Origin of the sequence: Streptomyces thermospinosisporus, assembly GCF_039526425.1 — a bacterium.
GTDB lineage: Bacteria > Actinomycetota > Actinomycetes > Streptomycetales > Streptomycetaceae > Streptomyces > Streptomyces thermocarboxydovorans.
Map to the genome: position 1 here is coordinate 53,701 of NZ_BAAAIZ010000025.1, position 16,509 is coordinate 70,209.

Sequence of the window (16,509 nt, forward strand, 5' to 3'; positions counted from 1 at the left end):
GTCACGCCTCGTGCCGCGCGGGGGCCACGCCTCCTCCCGCGCGCGAAGTCACGCCTCGTCCCGCGCGCGGACCTACGACTTCCACTTCTCCCAGGACATGTTCCAGCCGTTGAGCCCGTTGTCCGGGGCGATGGTCCTGTCCTTGCTGTTCTTCACGATCACCACGTCGCCGATCATGGAGTTCTTGAAGAACCAGGCCGCCGGGGTCTTCTTGTCCCAGCCGCCGCGCACATCGCGCAGGCCGACGCAGCCGTGGCTTGCGTTGCGGTTGCCGAAGGCGTCGCCGCCCCAGTAGTTGCCGTGGATGAAGGTGCCGGAGGTGCTCAGGCGCATGGCGTGCGGGACGTCCTTGATGTCGTACTCGCCGCCGTAGCCGACCGTCTCGCCGTTCATCCGGGTGACCTTCAGCTTCTCGCTGATGACCATCTGGCCGTTCCAGGTCTCGTAGCCGGGCGCGCCGGTGGTGACGGGGATGGTCCTGATGACCTTCCCGTCGCGCATGACCTTCATCTTGAGCTTCTTGGCGTCGACCACGGAGACCTGGTTGCGGCCGATGGTGAAGGAGATCTTCTTGTCCTGCTCGCCGTAGACGCCGGGGCGGCCCTCGACGCCGTCCAGGTTGAGGTGGACGCTGACCTTGGTGCCGGCCTTCCAGTACTTCTCGGGCCGGAAGTCCAGGCGGTCGTTGCCGAACCAGTGGCCCTCGACCTCGACGGCCGGCTCGGTGGTGATGCGGATGGCCCGCTCGACGGCGTCCGGGTCGGTGATGCCCCGGGTGAAGCGGACGGAGAACGGCATCCCGACACCGACCTTCGACCCGTCCTCGGGGGTGAAGTTGCCGATGAAGGTGTTCTGCGGTGTCAGGGTGGTGAAGGTGGAGTCCTCGGCCGCGGTGCGGCCCTCGGAGTCCTTGGCGACCGCGTGCACCGTGTACGTGGTGGAGGCGGCCAGGTGGGTGGACGGCGTCCAGGCGGCGCCGTCGCCGGATATCCTGCCCTCGATCCTCTCGCCGTCCGGGTCCTTGACGACGACCTCGGTGAGCTTGCCCTTGGCGGCGGTCACCTTCAGCGCGCCGCTGGTCCTGACGGACTTCGCCCCGTCCTTGGGTGCGATGGTGACGACCGCCTCGGACTGCTTGCTCTGCGCGGCGGTGGAGTCCTTGCCCTTGGCCTTGCCGTCACCCGAGCCGGCGTTCGTGCCCCCGCCGCCGCAGGCGGTGGCCGCCAGCGTCACACCGAGTGCCAGCGCCGCCATCCTGGTGCCCGCACGCCGCCGTGTGCCGCCGCGTCCCCGCGCCCCCACCGACGCCCCCGATATCGGCCCCACGTTCAACTTGCCACTCCCCTCGGCGGGCCCGGCCGGACCCGCGCCCCCGCGCGTACCGCACGCGCACCGGCGCATCCTAACCGCAGGCCAGGGGCGTTGAACCGGGCGTCAATGTCACCATTCAGTCCCAACTTCAACCGTCCCCGCCGCGGCGGACCGGCCGCCCGCCGTCCACGGGACGGGCGCCGCACCTTCAAGATCCGCGGGGGCTGGTGCGGCGCCCGGGGATCACTTCACGGCGCTGCCCGCCTTCCACTCCTGCCAGCTCATGTTCCAGCCGCCGAGGCCGTTGTCGGGGGCGACGGACTTGTCCTTGCTGTTGATCACCTCGACGACGTCGCCGACCAGGCTGCGGTCGAAGAACCAGCCGCCCGGGGCCTCGGGGTTGCCGCCCTTGTCGTCACGCAGCCCGATGCAGCCGTGGCTGACGTTCTCCTCGCCGAAGACGTCGGTGTCGGCCCAGTAGTTGCCGTGCAGGAAGGTGCCGGAGTCGGTCAGCCGGACGGCGTGCGGGACGTCGGGGATGTCGTACTCGCCGCCGAAGCCGACCGTGCGGCTGTTCATGCGGGTGACCTCGAGCATCTCGGTGATCACCATCTTGCCGTTGTACGTGGGCGTCTTCTCGGCCCCGGCGGTGATCGGCACGGTGGCGAGCAGCTCGCCGTCGCGGTGGACCTTCATGGTGTGGCGTGAGGCGTCGACCACCGACATCTGGCTGCGGCCGACGGTGAAGGTGAAGGTGCGGTGCTGCAGGCCGTAGACGCCGGGCGCCGCCTCGACGTCCCGCAGGCGCAGCTCGACGGACACCTTGGTGCCGGGCTTCCAGTAGTGCTCGGGGCGGAAGTCGAGGCGGGAGGCGCCGAACCAGTGCGGTCGGATCTCGACCGCCGGTACGGAGCGGACCCGGACGGCGCGTTCGACGGCGGCGCGGTTCCTGATGGCGCGGTTGAACTCCAGGGAGACGATCATCCCGGTGCCGACGGTGGAGCGGTCGTCGGGGGCGACATAGCCGATGAAGCGCTTCTCGGGGACGTGCGTGGTGAACGTGGTGTGGCGGGCGGAGCGGCGTCCGGAGCCGTCCACGGCGACCGCGTCGATCGTGTACTTGGCGGCCAGCGCCAGCCGCTTCTCGTCGGGCGTCCAGGTCAGCCCGTCGGCGGAGACCCGGCCGGGCACCGGCGTCTGCCGCGCGCCCTGCGACTTGACGGCCTTCACCGACTCCAGCCGCCCGTCGGGCACCCACACCCGCAGCCGGTCGCCGGGGCGTACGTCCTTGTCGCCGTCCCCGGGTGTCACCCGGATGACGTCCTCGGCGGCCGGTGGCCCGAACGCCCCGCCGACCGGGCCGTCCGGGCCGCAGCCGACGGCCCCGGCGAGCAGTCCTGCCCATGTCACTACGGCGGCCAGCGCGGCCCACGCGCGCCGTGCGCGCCCTTGTACGTGCCTCACGCGATGCACAACGACGGGCCTCGTCCCCGGGAAACGTCGCCGTTCCCCCGAAGCGACCAGGCCGCCCCGGAGGGAAACGTGAGTGCGAGGCACGCGATGGGCAGAACAGTGGGGAGAACGACGCGCAGGGTGAGCCGCGGCGGAGCCGGCACCATGGCCGCTCCCCTGTCCCCCGTCGTTCCACGAGCCGCGGGAGGCTGACAGGTGTCCAGCGCAGCCGAGCAGGAGGCGGTGGCCGGAGAGCGGGCCACCGGGGAGGGGCGCCCGGCCGCCGCCGTGAACGGCGCGCGACCGGGCGCCCCCTTGCCCGTGATACCCGTGCGGCCGGGCCGGCCGACACCGCTGGGCGCCCGGTTCCGGGTGGGCGCGGACGGGGTGGCGGGGACCAACTTCGCGCTGTGGGCGGGCGGGGCGGAGGGGGTGGAGCTGTGTCTCTTCGACGAGCAGGGCAGGGAGAGCCGGGCCCCGCTGACCGAGCTGACCCATGAGATCTGGCACGGCTTCGTGCCGGGTGTGATGCCCGGGCAGCGCTACGGCTACCGGGTGCACGGCCGCTGGGACCCGTGGACCGGCGCCCGCTGGAATCCGGCGAAGCTGCTGCTGGATCCCTACGCCCGCGCGGTGGACGGCGACTTCACGCTGCCGGCGGAGGTGTACGGGCACGTCCGCGACTGGCCGGAGCAGCATGTCGCGGACACCGTGCGCGACGACCGGGACTCCGCGCCGTTCGTGCCGAAGGGCGTGGTCGTCCACGATGACGACGACTGGTCCGACGACCACCGGCCGAAGACGCCGTGGGCGGACTCGGTGATCTACGAGCTGCACGTCAAGGGCTTCACCCAGCGGCACCCCGGCATACCGCCCGAGCTGCGCGGCACCTACGCGGGCCTGGCGCACCCGGCGGCGATCGAGCATCTGGTGCGCCTCGGGGTGACGGCGGTGGAGCTGCTGCCGGTGCACCAGTTCGCCCACGAGGACCATCTGCTCCGCCGCGGCCTGCGCAACTACTGGGGCTACAACTCCATCGGCTACTTCGCCCCGCACGCCGCCTACGCGGCCACGGGCACCCGGGGCCAGCAGGTCGGCGAGTTCAAGCGGATGGTGCGCGCCCTGCACGCGGCCGGGATCGAGGTCATCCTCGACGTGGTCTACAACCACACCGCCGAGGCCGACGAGCTCGGGCCCACGCTGTCGCTGAAGGGCATCGACAACCGCGGCTACTACCGGCTGCAGCCCGACGCCCGCCGCTACGCCGACTACACCGGCTGCGGCAACACCCTGCACGTCGTCCAGCCCCAGGTGCTGCGCCTGATCACCGACTCGCTGCGCTACTGGGTGACCGAGATGGGCGTCGACGGCTTCCGCTTCGACCTGGCGGCGGCGCTGGCCCGCTCGATGCACGACGTCGACATGCTCTCCCCGTTCCTCGCGGTGATCGCCCAGGACCCGGTGCTGCGCCGGGTGAAGCTCATCGCCGAGCCGTGGGACATCGGCTCCGGCGGCTACCAGGTGGGCGCCTTCCCGCCGCTGTGGACCGAGTGGAACGACCGCTACCGCGACGCCGTACGGGACTTCTGGCGGCACGCCCTGCCCGATGTGCGGGAGATGGGCTACCGGCTCTCCGGCTCCAGCGACCTGTACGCCTGGGGCGGGCGGCGCCCCTGGGCCTCGGTCAACTTCGTCACCGCGCACGACGGCTTCACCCTGCGCGACCTGGTCTCCTACGAGCGCAAGCACAACGAGGCCAACGGCGAGGGCAACCGGGACGGCACGGACGACAACCGCTCCTGGAACTGCGGCGCGGAGGGCGAGACCGACGACGCGGACATCCTGGCACTGCGCCGCCGCCAGCTGCGCAATCTGCTCACCACGCTGCTGCTGTCGACGGGCGTGCCGATGCTGGTGGCCGGCGACGAGATGGGCCGCACCCAGCGCGGCAACAACAACGCCTACTGCCAGGACAACGAGCTGGGCTGGGTGGACTGGAGCCTGCTTCAGGAGCCCGCCTGGCGGAACCTGTCCGACCTGACCTGCCGGCTGATCGCGCTGCGCCACCGGCATCCGGTGCTGCGCCGCCGGGCCTTCTTCTCCGGCCGTGCGCACTCCGCGGACGGGCTGCGCGACCTGGCCTGGTTCACCCCGCAGGGCACCGAGATGACCGAGCACGACTGGTTCGCGCCCGCCGCCACGCTCGGCATGTACCTCTCCGGCCGCGACATCCCCGGACGCGACGAGCACGGGGCCCGCATCAGCGACGACAGCTTCCTCGCCGTGCTCCACGCCGGGGAGCACCCGGTGGCGTTCCGCCTGCCGGGACCGCCGTGGGCGGAGCGGTACGAGGTCGTCGTCGACACGGGGCGGGAGGAGCAGGCGGACGCACCGGGCACCCTGCACGCCGGGGGCACGGACATCACGGTGCCGGGGCGGACGGTACTGCTGCTGCGGGTGCGGCCCTGAGCCACGCGCCGTCAACGCGGGCCCGTGCCCCGCTTGCTGATGCCCGGTCGGGCAGCAGGGAGCCGGCCCCGGGCAGGCCCGGGTCCTAGGACCGGAGACCGAACCCGACCGGGCCAAAACTCGGTGGGAACTGTCAGTGGCGTTCCGTAATCTCGCTGCTGATGGCCACCACGACACCCTCCTCCGCCGGAGCCGAAGACCAGGCCGGCCCCGAAGCCAGTACTGATGCCGCGGACGGCAAGTCCGGGGCAGCGCGGGAACGCTCCACCGTGCGCACCCTGCTGCGCCTGTGGCCGTACGTCCGGCCCGTGCGCGTGCGGCTGTTCGCCGCGGCGTTCGTCGCGATCGTCGCGTCCTGCATCGGGCTGGTGATCCCGCTCGTCCTGAAGTGGATGGTGGACGGGCCGATCGCCGGCCGGGACCCGGCGGGGGTGTGGCTGGGAGCGCTGTATCTGCTGCTGCTCGGGCTCGCGGAGGCCCTGCTGTTCGGCTTCCGGCGGTGGCTGGTGGCGCGGCCGCTGTCGCACGTCGAGGCGGAGATGCGGGCGGACCTCTACCGGCATCTGCAGCGGCTGCCGGTGGCCTTCCACGACCGCTGGCCGTCCGGGCAGCTGCTGTCGCGGGCCACCACGGATCTGATGCTGCTGCGCATGTTCCTCGCCTTCCCGCTGACGTTCCTGCTGGTCAACGGGGTGACGATCGTCGTCGGCGTGGTCATCATGCTGGTGCAGGACCGGGCGCTGGGGCTGGTGGTCCTGGTGCCCGCGGTGCCGGTGCTGGTCACCTGCGTGGTCTTCGAGAAGAAGTACGCGCAGGCCTCGCGGGCGGCGCAGGACCAGGTGGGCGACCTGACCACGGTGGTCGAGGAGAGCGTGCTCGGCATCCGCGTCATCAAGGGCTTCGGGCGGCACCGGAGCCAGGCGCGGGTCTTCCGGGAGCTGTCGGGCCGGCTGCGCGGCATGGAGCTGCGCAAGGCGCGGCTGCTGGCGACGATCCTCGGCGTCATCGTCACCCTGCCGGAGGTGGCGATCGGGGCGGCGCTGGTCCTCGGGTGCGTGCGGGTGGCGGACGGGCAGCTGTCGGCGGGGACGCTGGTGGCGTTCCTGTCCACGGCGCTGGCGCTGCGCTGGCCCGTCGACTCGATCGGGTTCCTGCTGGCGATGAGCCAGGAGGCGGGCACGGCGACCGAGCGCTACTTCGAGGTGATGGACGCCCGGCCGGAGCCGGGGGTGACCGAGGCACCTCGGGCGCAGGCTTCTTCCAAGGCCCTCGGGACTCCGCGCCGGACGGGTGCGCCCGCCCCCTCCGGCCTCCGCTTCGAGAACGTCACCTTCCGCTACCCGGACGCTCCCCCGGACTCCCCTCCCGTGCTGGACCGCGTGGACCTGCACATCCGTCCCGGCGAGTCGCTCGCCCTGGTCGGCGCCACCGGCAGCGGCAAGACGACGCTCACCGCGCTGGTGCCCCGGCTCTACGACGTCACCTCCGGGCGGATCACGCTGGACGGGGTGGACATCGCCGGGATGCCGCGGGAGGAGCTGCGGTCGAAGGTCGCCGTCGCCTTCGAGGACCCGACGCTGTTCTCCGCCACGGTGAAGGAGAACGTGCTGATGGGCGCCCCGCAGGAGGAGCTGGAGCGGGCGCTCGGCGTGGCGCAGGCCGGCTTCGTGTACGGGCTGCCGGACGGGGTGGACACCCAGGTGGGCGAGCAGGGGCTCAGCCTCTCCGGCGGGCAGCGGCAGCGGCTCGCCCTGGCCCGCGCGGTGGTCGGGCGGCCGGACTTCCTGGTGCTGGACGACCCGCTGTCCGCGCTGGACGTGCACACCGAGGCCGCGGTGGAGGCCGCCCTGCGCCGGGTGCTCGCCGACACCACCGCCCTGATCGTCGCCCACCGCCCGTCGACCGTGCTGCTGGCCGACCGCGTGGCGCTGCTGTCCGGCGGCCGGATCACCGCCGTGGGCACCCATCACGAACTGCTGCACGGCAACCCGGAGTACGCGCATCTGATGGCCGCCGACCCGGCGGGGGAGAGGGAGGCCCAGCGATGACGGTGGCCACCACCGCAGCCGCCCCGGACCAGGAGGGCAACGAACCGTCCCCCTCGGGCGACCCGTTCGACCGGGACGTGCTGCCGTCTCCCCCGGGTGCCACCGGCGCCCTGCTGCGGTCGCTGCTGACGCCGCTGCGCGGCCGGGTGACGCTCACGGCGGTCCTGCTGCTGCTCCAGCAGGCGGCGGTGCAGGCGGGCCCGCTGCTGGTGGCGTACGCCATCGACCACGCGGTGCCGGCGTTCCGGGCCGGCGACGACGGGCCGCTGCTCGCGGTCGCCGTGGGCTTCCTGCTCTGCGCGTCGGCGGCCGGGGCGCTGCAGTACGCGTTCATCACCGCCTCCGCGCGGGTCAGCCAGGACGTGCTGCTGGATCTGCGCGGGCGCATCTTCCGGCATGCGCAGGCGCTGAGCGTCGACTTCCACGAGCGGTACACCTCGGGGCGGCTCATCTCCCGCTCCACCACCGATGTGGAGGCGCTGCGCGAGCTGCTGGAGGAGGGCCTGCAGGAGCTGGTGACGGTCGTGCTGTCCTGCGTGTACATCTCGGTGCTGCTGCTGTGGCTGGACCTCGGTCTCGGCGCCGTCGCCGTGGCCTCGTTCCTCCCGCTGTACGCGATGGTGCGCTCCTACCAGCGGCGGGCGCGGCGGGTGTACCGCAGGCGGTCCACGGCGATGGCCGCGGTGATCGTGAAGTTCGTGGAGACGATGAACGGCATCCGCCCGGTGCGCGCCTTCCGCCGGGAGGCCGCCAACGACGCCGGCTTCCGGGTGCTGAACCAGCGGCACGAACGCTCCAACGGCGACGCGCTGCTGGAGATGGCCCGCTATGTCGTCGGCTCCCGGGTCATCGCGAACACCACGGTGGCGCTGGTCGTGCTGTGGGGTGCCTACCGGGTCGCCACCGGGTCGCTGGCACTGGGTCTGCTGGCGGCGGCGGTGCTGTATCTGCGCCGGCTGTACGACCCGATCGACCGGCTCGGCATGTTCCTCAACTCCTACCAGTCGGCGGCGGCCTCGCTGGAGAAGATCGCCGGGCTGCTGGCCCAGACACCGGGCGTGCCCGAGCCGACGGCGCCCCGAGAGCTGCCGCCGCGGCGGTCCGGGGAGCCGGGGCGGAAGGTCGTCTTCGACTCGGTGCGGTTCGCCTACCGCACGGGCGGTGAGGTGCTGCCCCGCTTCGATCTGACCCTGGAGGCCGGGCAGACCGTCGCCGTGGTCGGCTCCACCGGCGCGGGCAAGTCGACGCTGGCCAAGCTGCTCGCCCGGTTCTACGACCCGACCGAGGGGCGGGTGCTGCTGGACGGCGTCGATCTGCGCGATCTGGCCATGCCGGTACTGCGGCGCGGGGTGGTGATGGTGACGCAGGAGGCGTTCCTGTTCTCCGGCACGGTCGCCGAGAACATCGCCCTCGGCCGCCCGGACGCCACGCGGGAGCAGATCGAACGGGCCGCGAAGGAGATCGGCGCGCACGACTTCATCGCCGCCCTGCCCGACGGCTACGACACCGATGTGCGCAAGCGGGGCGGCCGCATCTCGGCCGGCCAGCGCCAACTGGTCTCCTTCGCACGGGCGTTGCTCGCCGACCCGGCGGTGCTGATCCTGGACGAGGCGACCAGCTCGCTGGACATCCCCGGGGAGCGGGCGGTGCAGCGGGCGATGGCCACGGTGCTCAAGGGCCGCACGGCGGTGGTCATCGCGCACCGCCTGTCGACGGTGGAGATCGCCGACCGGGTGCTGGTGATGGAGCACGGCCGCACCGTGGAGGACGGCACCCCGGCCGACCTGATCGCGGGCACGGGCCGCTTCGCCGACCTGCACCGGGCCTGGCGGGACAGCCTGGCGTGAGGGCGGGGACGGGAGCGAGGGGTGACCGGCGTCCGGCCGCTCACTGAAGACGCCGGCGCCGGTCCGCATAGCGAACGCGCATTCCCGGACAACGGACCGTTTCCGGCCAATCTTCTGACGCGCTCCTGACAAAGCACCTGATCGCCTGTCACTCTGCCCACGGCCGCTGCACAGCAACCCCACAGCGTGAAGTCCGCACCGCGCCGTGCCGCCGCCAGAGCTCCCGCACAGCAGCACGTGGTTCCACGGAACCGCCTTGTTCTGCCCGGACGGCTCATTCGCCGGCCGGTCTCCCCAGGCCGCGTGATCCGCGGTCGTGCAGAAGGAGTCAGTGTTGAGAAGCAGGTCCTCCCACAGACGCACCCCCCACACCACCCACCGCCGCGCCGCCGCGGTCGCCCTGGCCGGGGTCGCCGCGCTGATCGCCACGGCGGTGCAGTCCGGCAGCGCCACCGCCGCACCCGAGGCACCCTCGGCCGCGAGCGCCGCGAAGCCCGGCGCCGAGCCGGTCCGGCTCACCCCCGCCCAGCGTGCCGAACTGATCCGCGAGGCCAACGCGACCAGGGCCGAGACCGCGAAGGACCTCGGTCTCGGCGCCAAGGAGAAGCTCGTCGTCCGTGACGTCCTCAAGGACCGCGACGGCACCGTGCACGTCCGCTACGAGCGCACCTACGACGGGCTGCCCGTCCTCGGCGGCGACCTGATCGTCCAGGGCGACAAGGCCGGCGAGGCGGACAAGGTCGTCAAGGCCACCCGCGCCGCGCTCAAGCCCGCCACCACCGCCGCCAAGGTGCCGGCCGCCAAGGCCGAGCAGCAGGCCCTGTCCGCCGCCAAGGCCGGTGACGCCGAGGGCGCCGAGGCCGACCGCGCCCCGCGCAAGGTGATCTGGGCGGCCGACGGCAAGCCGGTCGTGGCCTACGAGACGGTCGTCGGCGGACTCCAGCACGACGGCACCCCGCAGGAGCTGCACGTCGTCACGGACGCCACCACCGGCGAGAAGCTGCACGAGTGGCAGGCCGTGCAGACCGGCACCGGCCACACCGTCTACAGCGGCACCGTGAACCTGACCACCACCCAGTCGGGCTCGACGTACAACCTCACCGACGGGGCGCGCGGCAACCACAGGACCTACAACCTCAACCGCGGCACCTCCGGCACCGGGACCCTGTTCTCCGGCCCGGACGACGTCTGGGGCGACGGCACCCCCTCCAACGCGGAGTCGGCCGGCGCCGACGCCCACTACGGGGCGGCGCTGACCTGGGACTACTACAAGAACGTGCACGGGCGCAGCGGCATCCGCGGCGACGGCGCCGGCGCCTACTCGCGCGTCCACTACGGCAACAACTACGTCAACGCCTTCTGGTCGGACAGCTGCTTCTGCATGACCTACGGCGACGGCTCCGGCAACGTCAACCCGCTCACCTCGATCGACGTGGCCGGGCACGAGATGACGCACGGTCTGACCTCGGTCACCGCGCGCCTGATCTACAGCGGCGAGTCGGGCGGCCTCAACGAGGCGACCAGCGACATCTTCGGCTCCACGGTCGAGTTCTACGCCGACAACTCCTCCGACGTCGGTGACTACCTCATCGGCGAGGAGATCGACATCAACGGCGACGGCACGCCGCTGCGCTACATGGACAAGCCGAGCAAGGACGGCCGGTCCAAGGACTACTGGTACTCCGGCATCGGCAGCATCGACGTGCACTACTCGTCCGGGCCGGCCAACCACTTCTTCTACCTGCTGAGCGAGGGCAGCGGCACCAAGACCATCAACGGTGTCACCTACGACTCGCCCACCTCGGACGGCCTGCCGGTCACCGGCATCGGCCGCGCCAAGGCGGAGAAGATCTGGTTCCGCGCGCTGACCACCAAGTTCACCTCGACCACCAACTACGCGGGCGCCCGCACCGGCACCCTCGCGGCGGCCGGTGAGCTGTACGGCACGGACAGTGCCGAGTACAAGGCCGTGGCCCACGCCTGGGCCGGCGTCAACGTGGGCTCCCGCCCCGGTGACGGCGGCGGTGGCGGCACCTCGTTCGAGAACACCGGCGACGTGGCGATCCCGGACCGGGGCGCCGCCGTCTCCTCCCCGATCACCGTCTCCGGCCGGTCGGGCAACGCCCCGTCCAACCTCCAGGTGGCCGTGAAGATCGTGCACACCTACATCGGTGACCTCCGGGTGCAGCTGGTCGGCCCCAGCGGCACGGTGTACACGCTGAAGGACTACGGCACCGGCGGCAGCTCGGACGACATCGACACCACCTACACGGTGAACGCCTCCTCCGAGACCGCCAACGGCGTCTGGCAGCTGCGGGTGCAGGACAACTGGTCCCGCGACACCGGCTACATCGACAGCTGGAAGCTCACCTTCCCGTAAATCGGGAGCCCGATCACGGGTCTCATGGCCGGTAGCCGTGCCCCCGCCTTCCTCCAGGGCGGGGGCACCGCTCTAGGCTTGGGTCGCATGTCTGTTGCGGACTTCACCTACGACCACGTCGGCGCGACCCGGGAAGCGGGGTTCTGCCCGCCGGGCTTCCACCCGATGCACGTCCGCACCCGGCTCGGTGAGGGCGAGGAGGTGTTCCGCCGGGCCACCGAGGCACTGCTCACCTGGGAACTCCACCGGGAACTGGGCGTGGGGGTGGACGCCGCCGCCGACCGCGCCGCGCCCGGTGTCGACGTCACGATCACTCTCGCCGGTGTGGTGAAGGCGCCCTGCCGGGTCGTCTGGACGCTGGAGGAGCACCGGAAGGCGGGCTGGGCGTACGGCACGCTGGCCGGTCACCCGGAGAGCGGGGAGGAGTCGTTCGTGGTGGACCGCACGGGCGACGGCACGGTCTGGCTGACCGTCGAGGCGTTCAGCAGGCCGGCCCGCTGGTACACCCGCGCGGGCGGCCCGGCCACCCGCGCCTTCCAGACCGCCTACGCCCGCCGCTGCGGCAAGACCCTCCGCCGCCTGGCCACCGCCGGCCTCGAGGACTGAGCCCCCGGGACCGGCCGGCAACCTCGTTCCCCGGCGCCCCCGCTCACCGCATCAGCAGTCCCCCGCCGTCCGTGACGTCCTCCGCCGGGACCGCCACCAGGCCCAGCTCCGCTCCGGAGGCGAGGAGAGGATGGGAGGGCAGGATGCGCACCGCCGGCCTCGAGGACTGAGCCCCCGGGACCGGCCGGCAACCTCGTTCCCCGGCACCCCCGCTCACCGCATCAGCAGTCCCCCGCCGTCCGTGACGTCCTCCGCCGGGACCGCCACCAGGCCCAGCTCCGCTCCGGAGGCGAGGAGAGGATGGGAGGGCAGGATGCGCACCGTGTAGCCGAAGGGGCCGGTGCGGTCCAGCGTGAGCGGGCCCTCGTAGACCCAGCGGCCGTCCTGGTCGGGGGCGCCCGCGGGCTTCAGCGGCACGGGGGTGCCGTCGGTGATGCGGTCCTCCTCGTCCACCCGGCCGGCCACCGCCTGGACCTCCACGTCGTCCGGGCCGAGCGCGCCGAGCCCGACCCGCACCCGCAGCGCCAGGGTGGAGCCCAGTTCCGCGGTGGCCGGGGTCGCCGAGGTCTCCACATGGTCGACGGTCACGCCGTGCCAGGCGGAGCGCACCCGCGCCTTCCACTCGGCCAGCTCCCGCGCCGAGTCGGGGTCCATGGCGCGGTGGGCGCGCGCGGCCGGCGCGTACAGCCGCTCCACGTACTCGCGGACCATGCGGCCCGCCAGCACCTTGGGCCCGAGCAGGCTCAGCGTCCGGCGCACCATCTCGATCCACCGGTCGGGCAGCCCGCTCTCCCCGCGCTCGTAGAAGCGGGGCGTGATCCGCTGCTCCAGCAGGTCGTACAGCGCCGCCGACTCTATGTCGTCGCGCCGGTCGGGGTCGGTGCCGGCGCCGTCGGCCGTGGGGATGGCCCAGCCGAAGTCGGGCTGGTACCACTCGTCCCACCAGCCGTCCAGCACGGACAGGTTGAGGCATCCGTTGAGCGCGGCCTTCATCCCGCTGGTGCCGCACGCCTCCAGCGGGCGCAGCGGGTTGTTGAGCCAGATGTCGCAGCCGGGGTACAGCTTCTGCGCCATCGCCATGCCGTAGTCGGGCAGGAAGACGATGCGGTGGCGCACCCGCGGGTCGTCGGCGAAGCGGACCAGCTCCTGGATCAGCCGCTTGCCGCTGTCGTCGGCCGGGTGCGCCTTGCCCGCGACCACGATCTGCACCGGCCGCTCCGGGTGCAGCAGCAGGTCCATCAGCCGGTCCTTGTCGCGCAGCATCAGCGTCAGCCGCTTGTACGACGGCACGCGCCGCGCGAAGCCGATGGTCAGCACGTCCGGGTCGAGGACGCGGTCGATCCAGCCCAGCTCGGCGCTGTGCGCGCCGCGCTGCCGCCAGGAGGCCCTCAGCCGCTCGCGCACCTCCATCACCAGCAGCTCGCGCAGGTTGCGGCGCAGATCCCAGATGTCCTGGTCGGGGATGTCGGCGACGGAGTCCCAGCGGTCGGAGTCGCCGAGGCTCAGCGCCTCCTCGGCGCGCTCGGGGCCGATCTGCCGGGCGCAGAGCCGGAACACCTCGGGCGCCATCCAGGTGGCCGCGTGCACCCCGTTGGTGACGGAGGTGATGGGCACCTCCTCCGGGTCGAAGCCCGGCCAGAGCCCGGCGAACATCTCCCGGCTGACCTGGCCGTGCAGCAGGGAGACGCCGTTGGCGCGCTGGGCCAGGCGCAGGCCCATCACCGCCATGTTGAACAGGTTGGGCTCGCCGCCCGGGTAGGTCTCCATGCCCAGCCGGAGGATGCGGTCGACCTCCATGTGGGGCAGTTCGGCGCCCGGGCCGAAGTGCCGGGCGACCAGCTCGCGGTCGAAGCGGTCGATGCCGGCCGGCACGGGGGTGTGGGTGGTGAACACGGTGCCCGCCCGGACCGCCTCCAGCGCGGAGTCGAAGTCCAGCCCCTGGGCGCGCAGTTCGGCGATGCGTTCCAGACCGAGGAAGCCGGCGTGGCCCTCGTTGGTGTGGAACACCTCCGGTTCGGGGTGCCCGGTGAGCCGGCAGTAGGTGCGCACCGCCCGGACCCCTCCTATGCCGAGCAGCATCTCCTGCAGCAGCCGGTGCTCGCTGCCGCCGCCGTAGAGCCGGTCGGTCACCTGGCGTTCGCCGAGGTCGTTCTCCTCGACGTCGGAGTCCAGCAGCAGCAGCGGCACGCGGCCGACCTGGGCGACCCAGATCCGGGCGTGCAGCAGACGGCCGCCGGGCAGGGCGAGCGGCACCTGGGCGGGGGTGCCGCCGGGCTCCTCGAGCTGGACGAGGGGCAGCTCGTGCGGGTCGAGCACCGGGTAGTGCTCCTGCTGCCAGCCGTCGCGGGACAGCGACTGGCGGAAGTAGCCGTGCCGGTAGAGCAGGCCGACGCCGATGAGCGGGACGCCGAGGTCGCTGGCGGCCTTGAGGTGGTCGCCGGCCAGGATGCCGAGGCCGCCGGAGTACTGCGGCAGGGCCGCGGTGATGCCGAATTCCGGGGAGAAGTAGGCGATCGCCTCGGGCAACCGGTCGGTCTGGGCCTGGTACCAGCGGTCGCCGGTCATGTAGGCGTCGAGGTCGGCCACGACCGCGCCGAGGCGGTCGAGGAAGGAGCGGTCCTCGGCCAGTTCGGCGAGGCGGGCGGGGGGCACGCTGCCCAGCAGCCGCACCGGGTCGCGCCCGGCGGCCGCCCAGCGTCCGGGGTCGACGGACTCGAACAGGTCCCGGGTGCCGGCGTGCCAGGACCAGCGCAGATTGCGGGCCAGGTCGCTCAAGGGCCGGAGGGGGTCGGGGAGAACGGGTCGGACGGTGAATCGACGGATCGCCTTCACATTCCACCTCGGCGCGTTCGCTGGAAGGACGCGGTGTGTGCCGCGCCGTCCCTGCCGACGGTACCGGGGGAAGTACCCCCCTAGCCGGGTGCTCGGCCCGCATGCCTCCATTCGCCCTGAACGGCCTACGGCAGGCACATCCGGATATGGCCGATTCCGCCCGCATGGGCGTTCTTGTGACACCCGGCCGGCCGCGAGACGCTGCCCACGGAGGTGTCCGAGGGGGGTGGGGGCACGGCGGACACCCCCCTGGCGGTGTACCGGCCCGCGATGCCGGAAGTGGGCGCTCACCGGGGCCGTACGCCCGAGTCGAGGAGGGGAACTCGGACCATGGCACGGACGCGAACGGGGCGTCTGCGCCGGGTGGGGGGATGCACGGCGGTGCTGACCGCCGCGGCGGTCGCGGCCGCCGCCCTGCCCGCGCACGCGGCACCCGAGCAGGGACGCATACTCGGCGCCGGCGCACCGGGCTCGGTGACCGGCAGCTATCTGGTGACGCTGAAGGAGGGGACGGGCGCCCGCTCGGCGACGGCACAGGAGCTGGCCGAGCGCTACGGGGCGAGAATCAGCCACACCTACGGCACGGTGCTCAACGGCTTCGCGATCCGGGCCGGTGCCGGTGCGGCCGGGCGGCTCGCGGCCGACCCCCGGGTGGCCTCGGTGGTGCAGGACAGCCGGGTGACGCTGGAGCACACCCAGAGCGATCCGCCGAACTGGGGCCTGGACCGGGTGGACCAGCGCAGCCTGCCGCTGGACCGGCGCTACACCTGGCCCGAGTCCGCGGGGGCGGGCGTCACGGTGTATGTGATCGACACCGGCATCCGCACCTCGCACAAGGACCTCGCGGGCCGGGCGGTGCACGGCTGGGACTTCGTGCAGAACGACCGGACCGCCCAGGACGCCAACGGCCACGGCACCCATGTCGCCGGGATCGTCGCCGGCCACAGCCACGGCGTGGCCAAGAAGGCGAGGGTCGTCTCGGTGCGGGTCCTGGACGGCAACGGCGCGGGCACCACCGCGCAGGTGCTCGCGGGCATCGACTGGGTGACCCGGCACGCGAAGAAGCCGGCCGTGGCCAACCTCAGCCTGGGCGGCACCTACAACGCCCAGCTCAACGCGGCCGTACGTGCCTCCATCGCCTCCGGCGTCACCTACACGGTCGCCGCGGGCAACGACGGCCGTCCGGCCGCGCTGTACTCTCCGGCGAGCGTGCGGCAGGCGATCACGGTCGGCGCGACGGACCGGCGGGACAAGAAACCGGCCTTTTCCAACACCGGTTCGGCCGTCGATCTCTTCGCCCCCGGGGTGGCGATCACCTCGGCCTCCGCCGCGGGCGACACCGCCCGGGCCACCTACTCGGGCACCTCCATGGCGGCGCCGCACGCCGCGGGGGCGGCGGCCCTGTACCTCGCCGACCACCGGCGGGCAGGCCCGGCCGAGGTGGCGAAGGCGCTGGTGAAGCAGGCCGCACGGGGCAAGGTGAAGGGCCGCGGGCTCGGCTCGCCCGACCGGCTGCTGCAGGTGCCGCCCTCGTAGCCGGGTCCGGTGCGCCCGGGCCGCCCGC

9 protein-coding genes are annotated in these 16,509 nt (G+C 72.7%); 6 read left to right on the plus strand and 3 right to left on the minus strand.

The features are described from left to right. Positions 1-72 precede the first annotated feature (72 nt). A complete protein-coding gene (locus ABD207_RS10590; RefSeq protein WP_344011912.1) occupies positions 73-1,254 on the minus strand; it encodes a L,D-transpeptidase in 1,182 nt (393 codons plus the stop codon). Between the two features lie 300 nt (positions 1,255-1,554). Next, positions 1,555-2,775, minus strand: a complete 1,221-nt coding sequence (locus tag ABD207_RS10595; RefSeq protein WP_344011914.1) for a L,D-transpeptidase — start codon at positions 2,773-2,775, stop codon at positions 1,555-1,557. A gap of 204 nt (positions 2,776-2,979) precedes the next feature. On the opposite strand from ABD207_RS10595, the gene glgX reads away from it, so the two are divergent. From glgX to ABD207_RS10620, 5 genes are all read left to right on the plus strand, one after another. Beyond that, complete coding sequence (glgX, locus tag ABD207_RS10600) at positions 2,980-5,232, plus strand: glycogen debranching protein GlgX (RefSeq protein ID WP_344011916.1); 2,253 nt, start codon at positions 2,980-2,982, stop codon at positions 5,230-5,232. Positions 5,233-5,393: 161 nt separating this feature from the next. Beyond that, a complete protein-coding gene (locus tag ABD207_RS10605; RefSeq protein WP_425580675.1) occupies positions 5,394-7,280 on the plus strand; it encodes an ABC transporter ATP-binding protein in 1,887 nt (628 codons plus the stop codon). After that, positions 7,277-9,127, plus strand: a complete 1,851-nt coding sequence (locus ABD207_RS10610; protein ID WP_344011917.1) for an ABC transporter ATP-binding protein — start codon at positions 7,277-7,279, stop codon at positions 9,125-9,127. Before ABD207_RS10605 ends, ABD207_RS10610 begins: the two co-directional genes overlap by 4 nt. A 334-nt stretch (positions 9,128-9,461) precedes the next feature. Further along, the gene (locus ABD207_RS10615; protein WP_344011919.1) at positions 9,462-11,507 is read left to right on the plus strand and encodes a M4 family metallopeptidase; all 2,046 of its coding nucleotides are present in this window, start codon (positions 9,462-9,464) and stop codon (positions 11,505-11,507) included. A gap of 87 nt (positions 11,508-11,594) precedes the next feature. Beyond that, the gene (locus ABD207_RS10620) at positions 11,595-12,113 is read left to right on the plus strand and encodes a DUF1990 domain-containing protein (RefSeq protein ID WP_344003953.1); all 519 of its coding nucleotides are present in this window, start codon (positions 11,595-11,597) and stop codon (positions 12,111-12,113) included. A 213-nt stretch (positions 12,114-12,326) separates the two neighbouring features. Here the strand turns inward: ABD207_RS10620 and ABD207_RS10625 are convergent, their stop codons facing one another. Next, positions 12,327-14,945: a glycosyltransferase family 1 protein gene (locus ABD207_RS10625; protein WP_344011921.1), complete on the minus strand. Its 2,619-nt coding sequence runs from the start codon at positions 14,943-14,945 to the stop codon at positions 12,327-12,329. A 330-nt stretch (positions 14,946-15,275) separates the two neighbouring features. Between ABD207_RS10625 and ABD207_RS10630 the strand changes: the two genes are divergently transcribed. Next, positions 15,276-16,481, plus strand: a complete 1,206-nt coding sequence (locus tag ABD207_RS10630; protein ID WP_344011923.1) for a S8 family peptidase — start codon at positions 15,276-15,278, stop codon at positions 16,479-16,481. The last annotated feature ends 28 nt before the right edge of the window (positions 16,482-16,509 follow it).

Coding starts and splice junctions, on each gene's coding strand:
- ABD207_RS10620 (WP_344003953.1), top strand. CDS start 11,595: ATGTCTGTTGCGGACTTCACCTACGACCACGTCGGCGCGACCCGGGAA.
- ABD207_RS10590 (WP_344011912.1), bottom strand. CDS start 1,254: ATGGCGGCGCTGGCACTCGGTGTGACGCTGGCGGCCACCGCCTGCGGC.
- ABD207_RS10605 (WP_425580675.1), top strand. CDS start 5,394: ATGGCCACCACGACACCCTCCTCCGCCGGAGCCGAAGACCAGGCCGGC.
- ABD207_RS10610 (WP_344011917.1), top strand. CDS start 7,277: ATGACGGTGGCCACCACCGCAGCCGCCCCGGACCAGGAGGGCAACGAA.
- ABD207_RS10630 (WP_344011923.1), top strand. CDS start 15,276: ATGGCACGGACGCGAACGGGGCGTCTGCGCCGGGTGGGGGGATGCACG.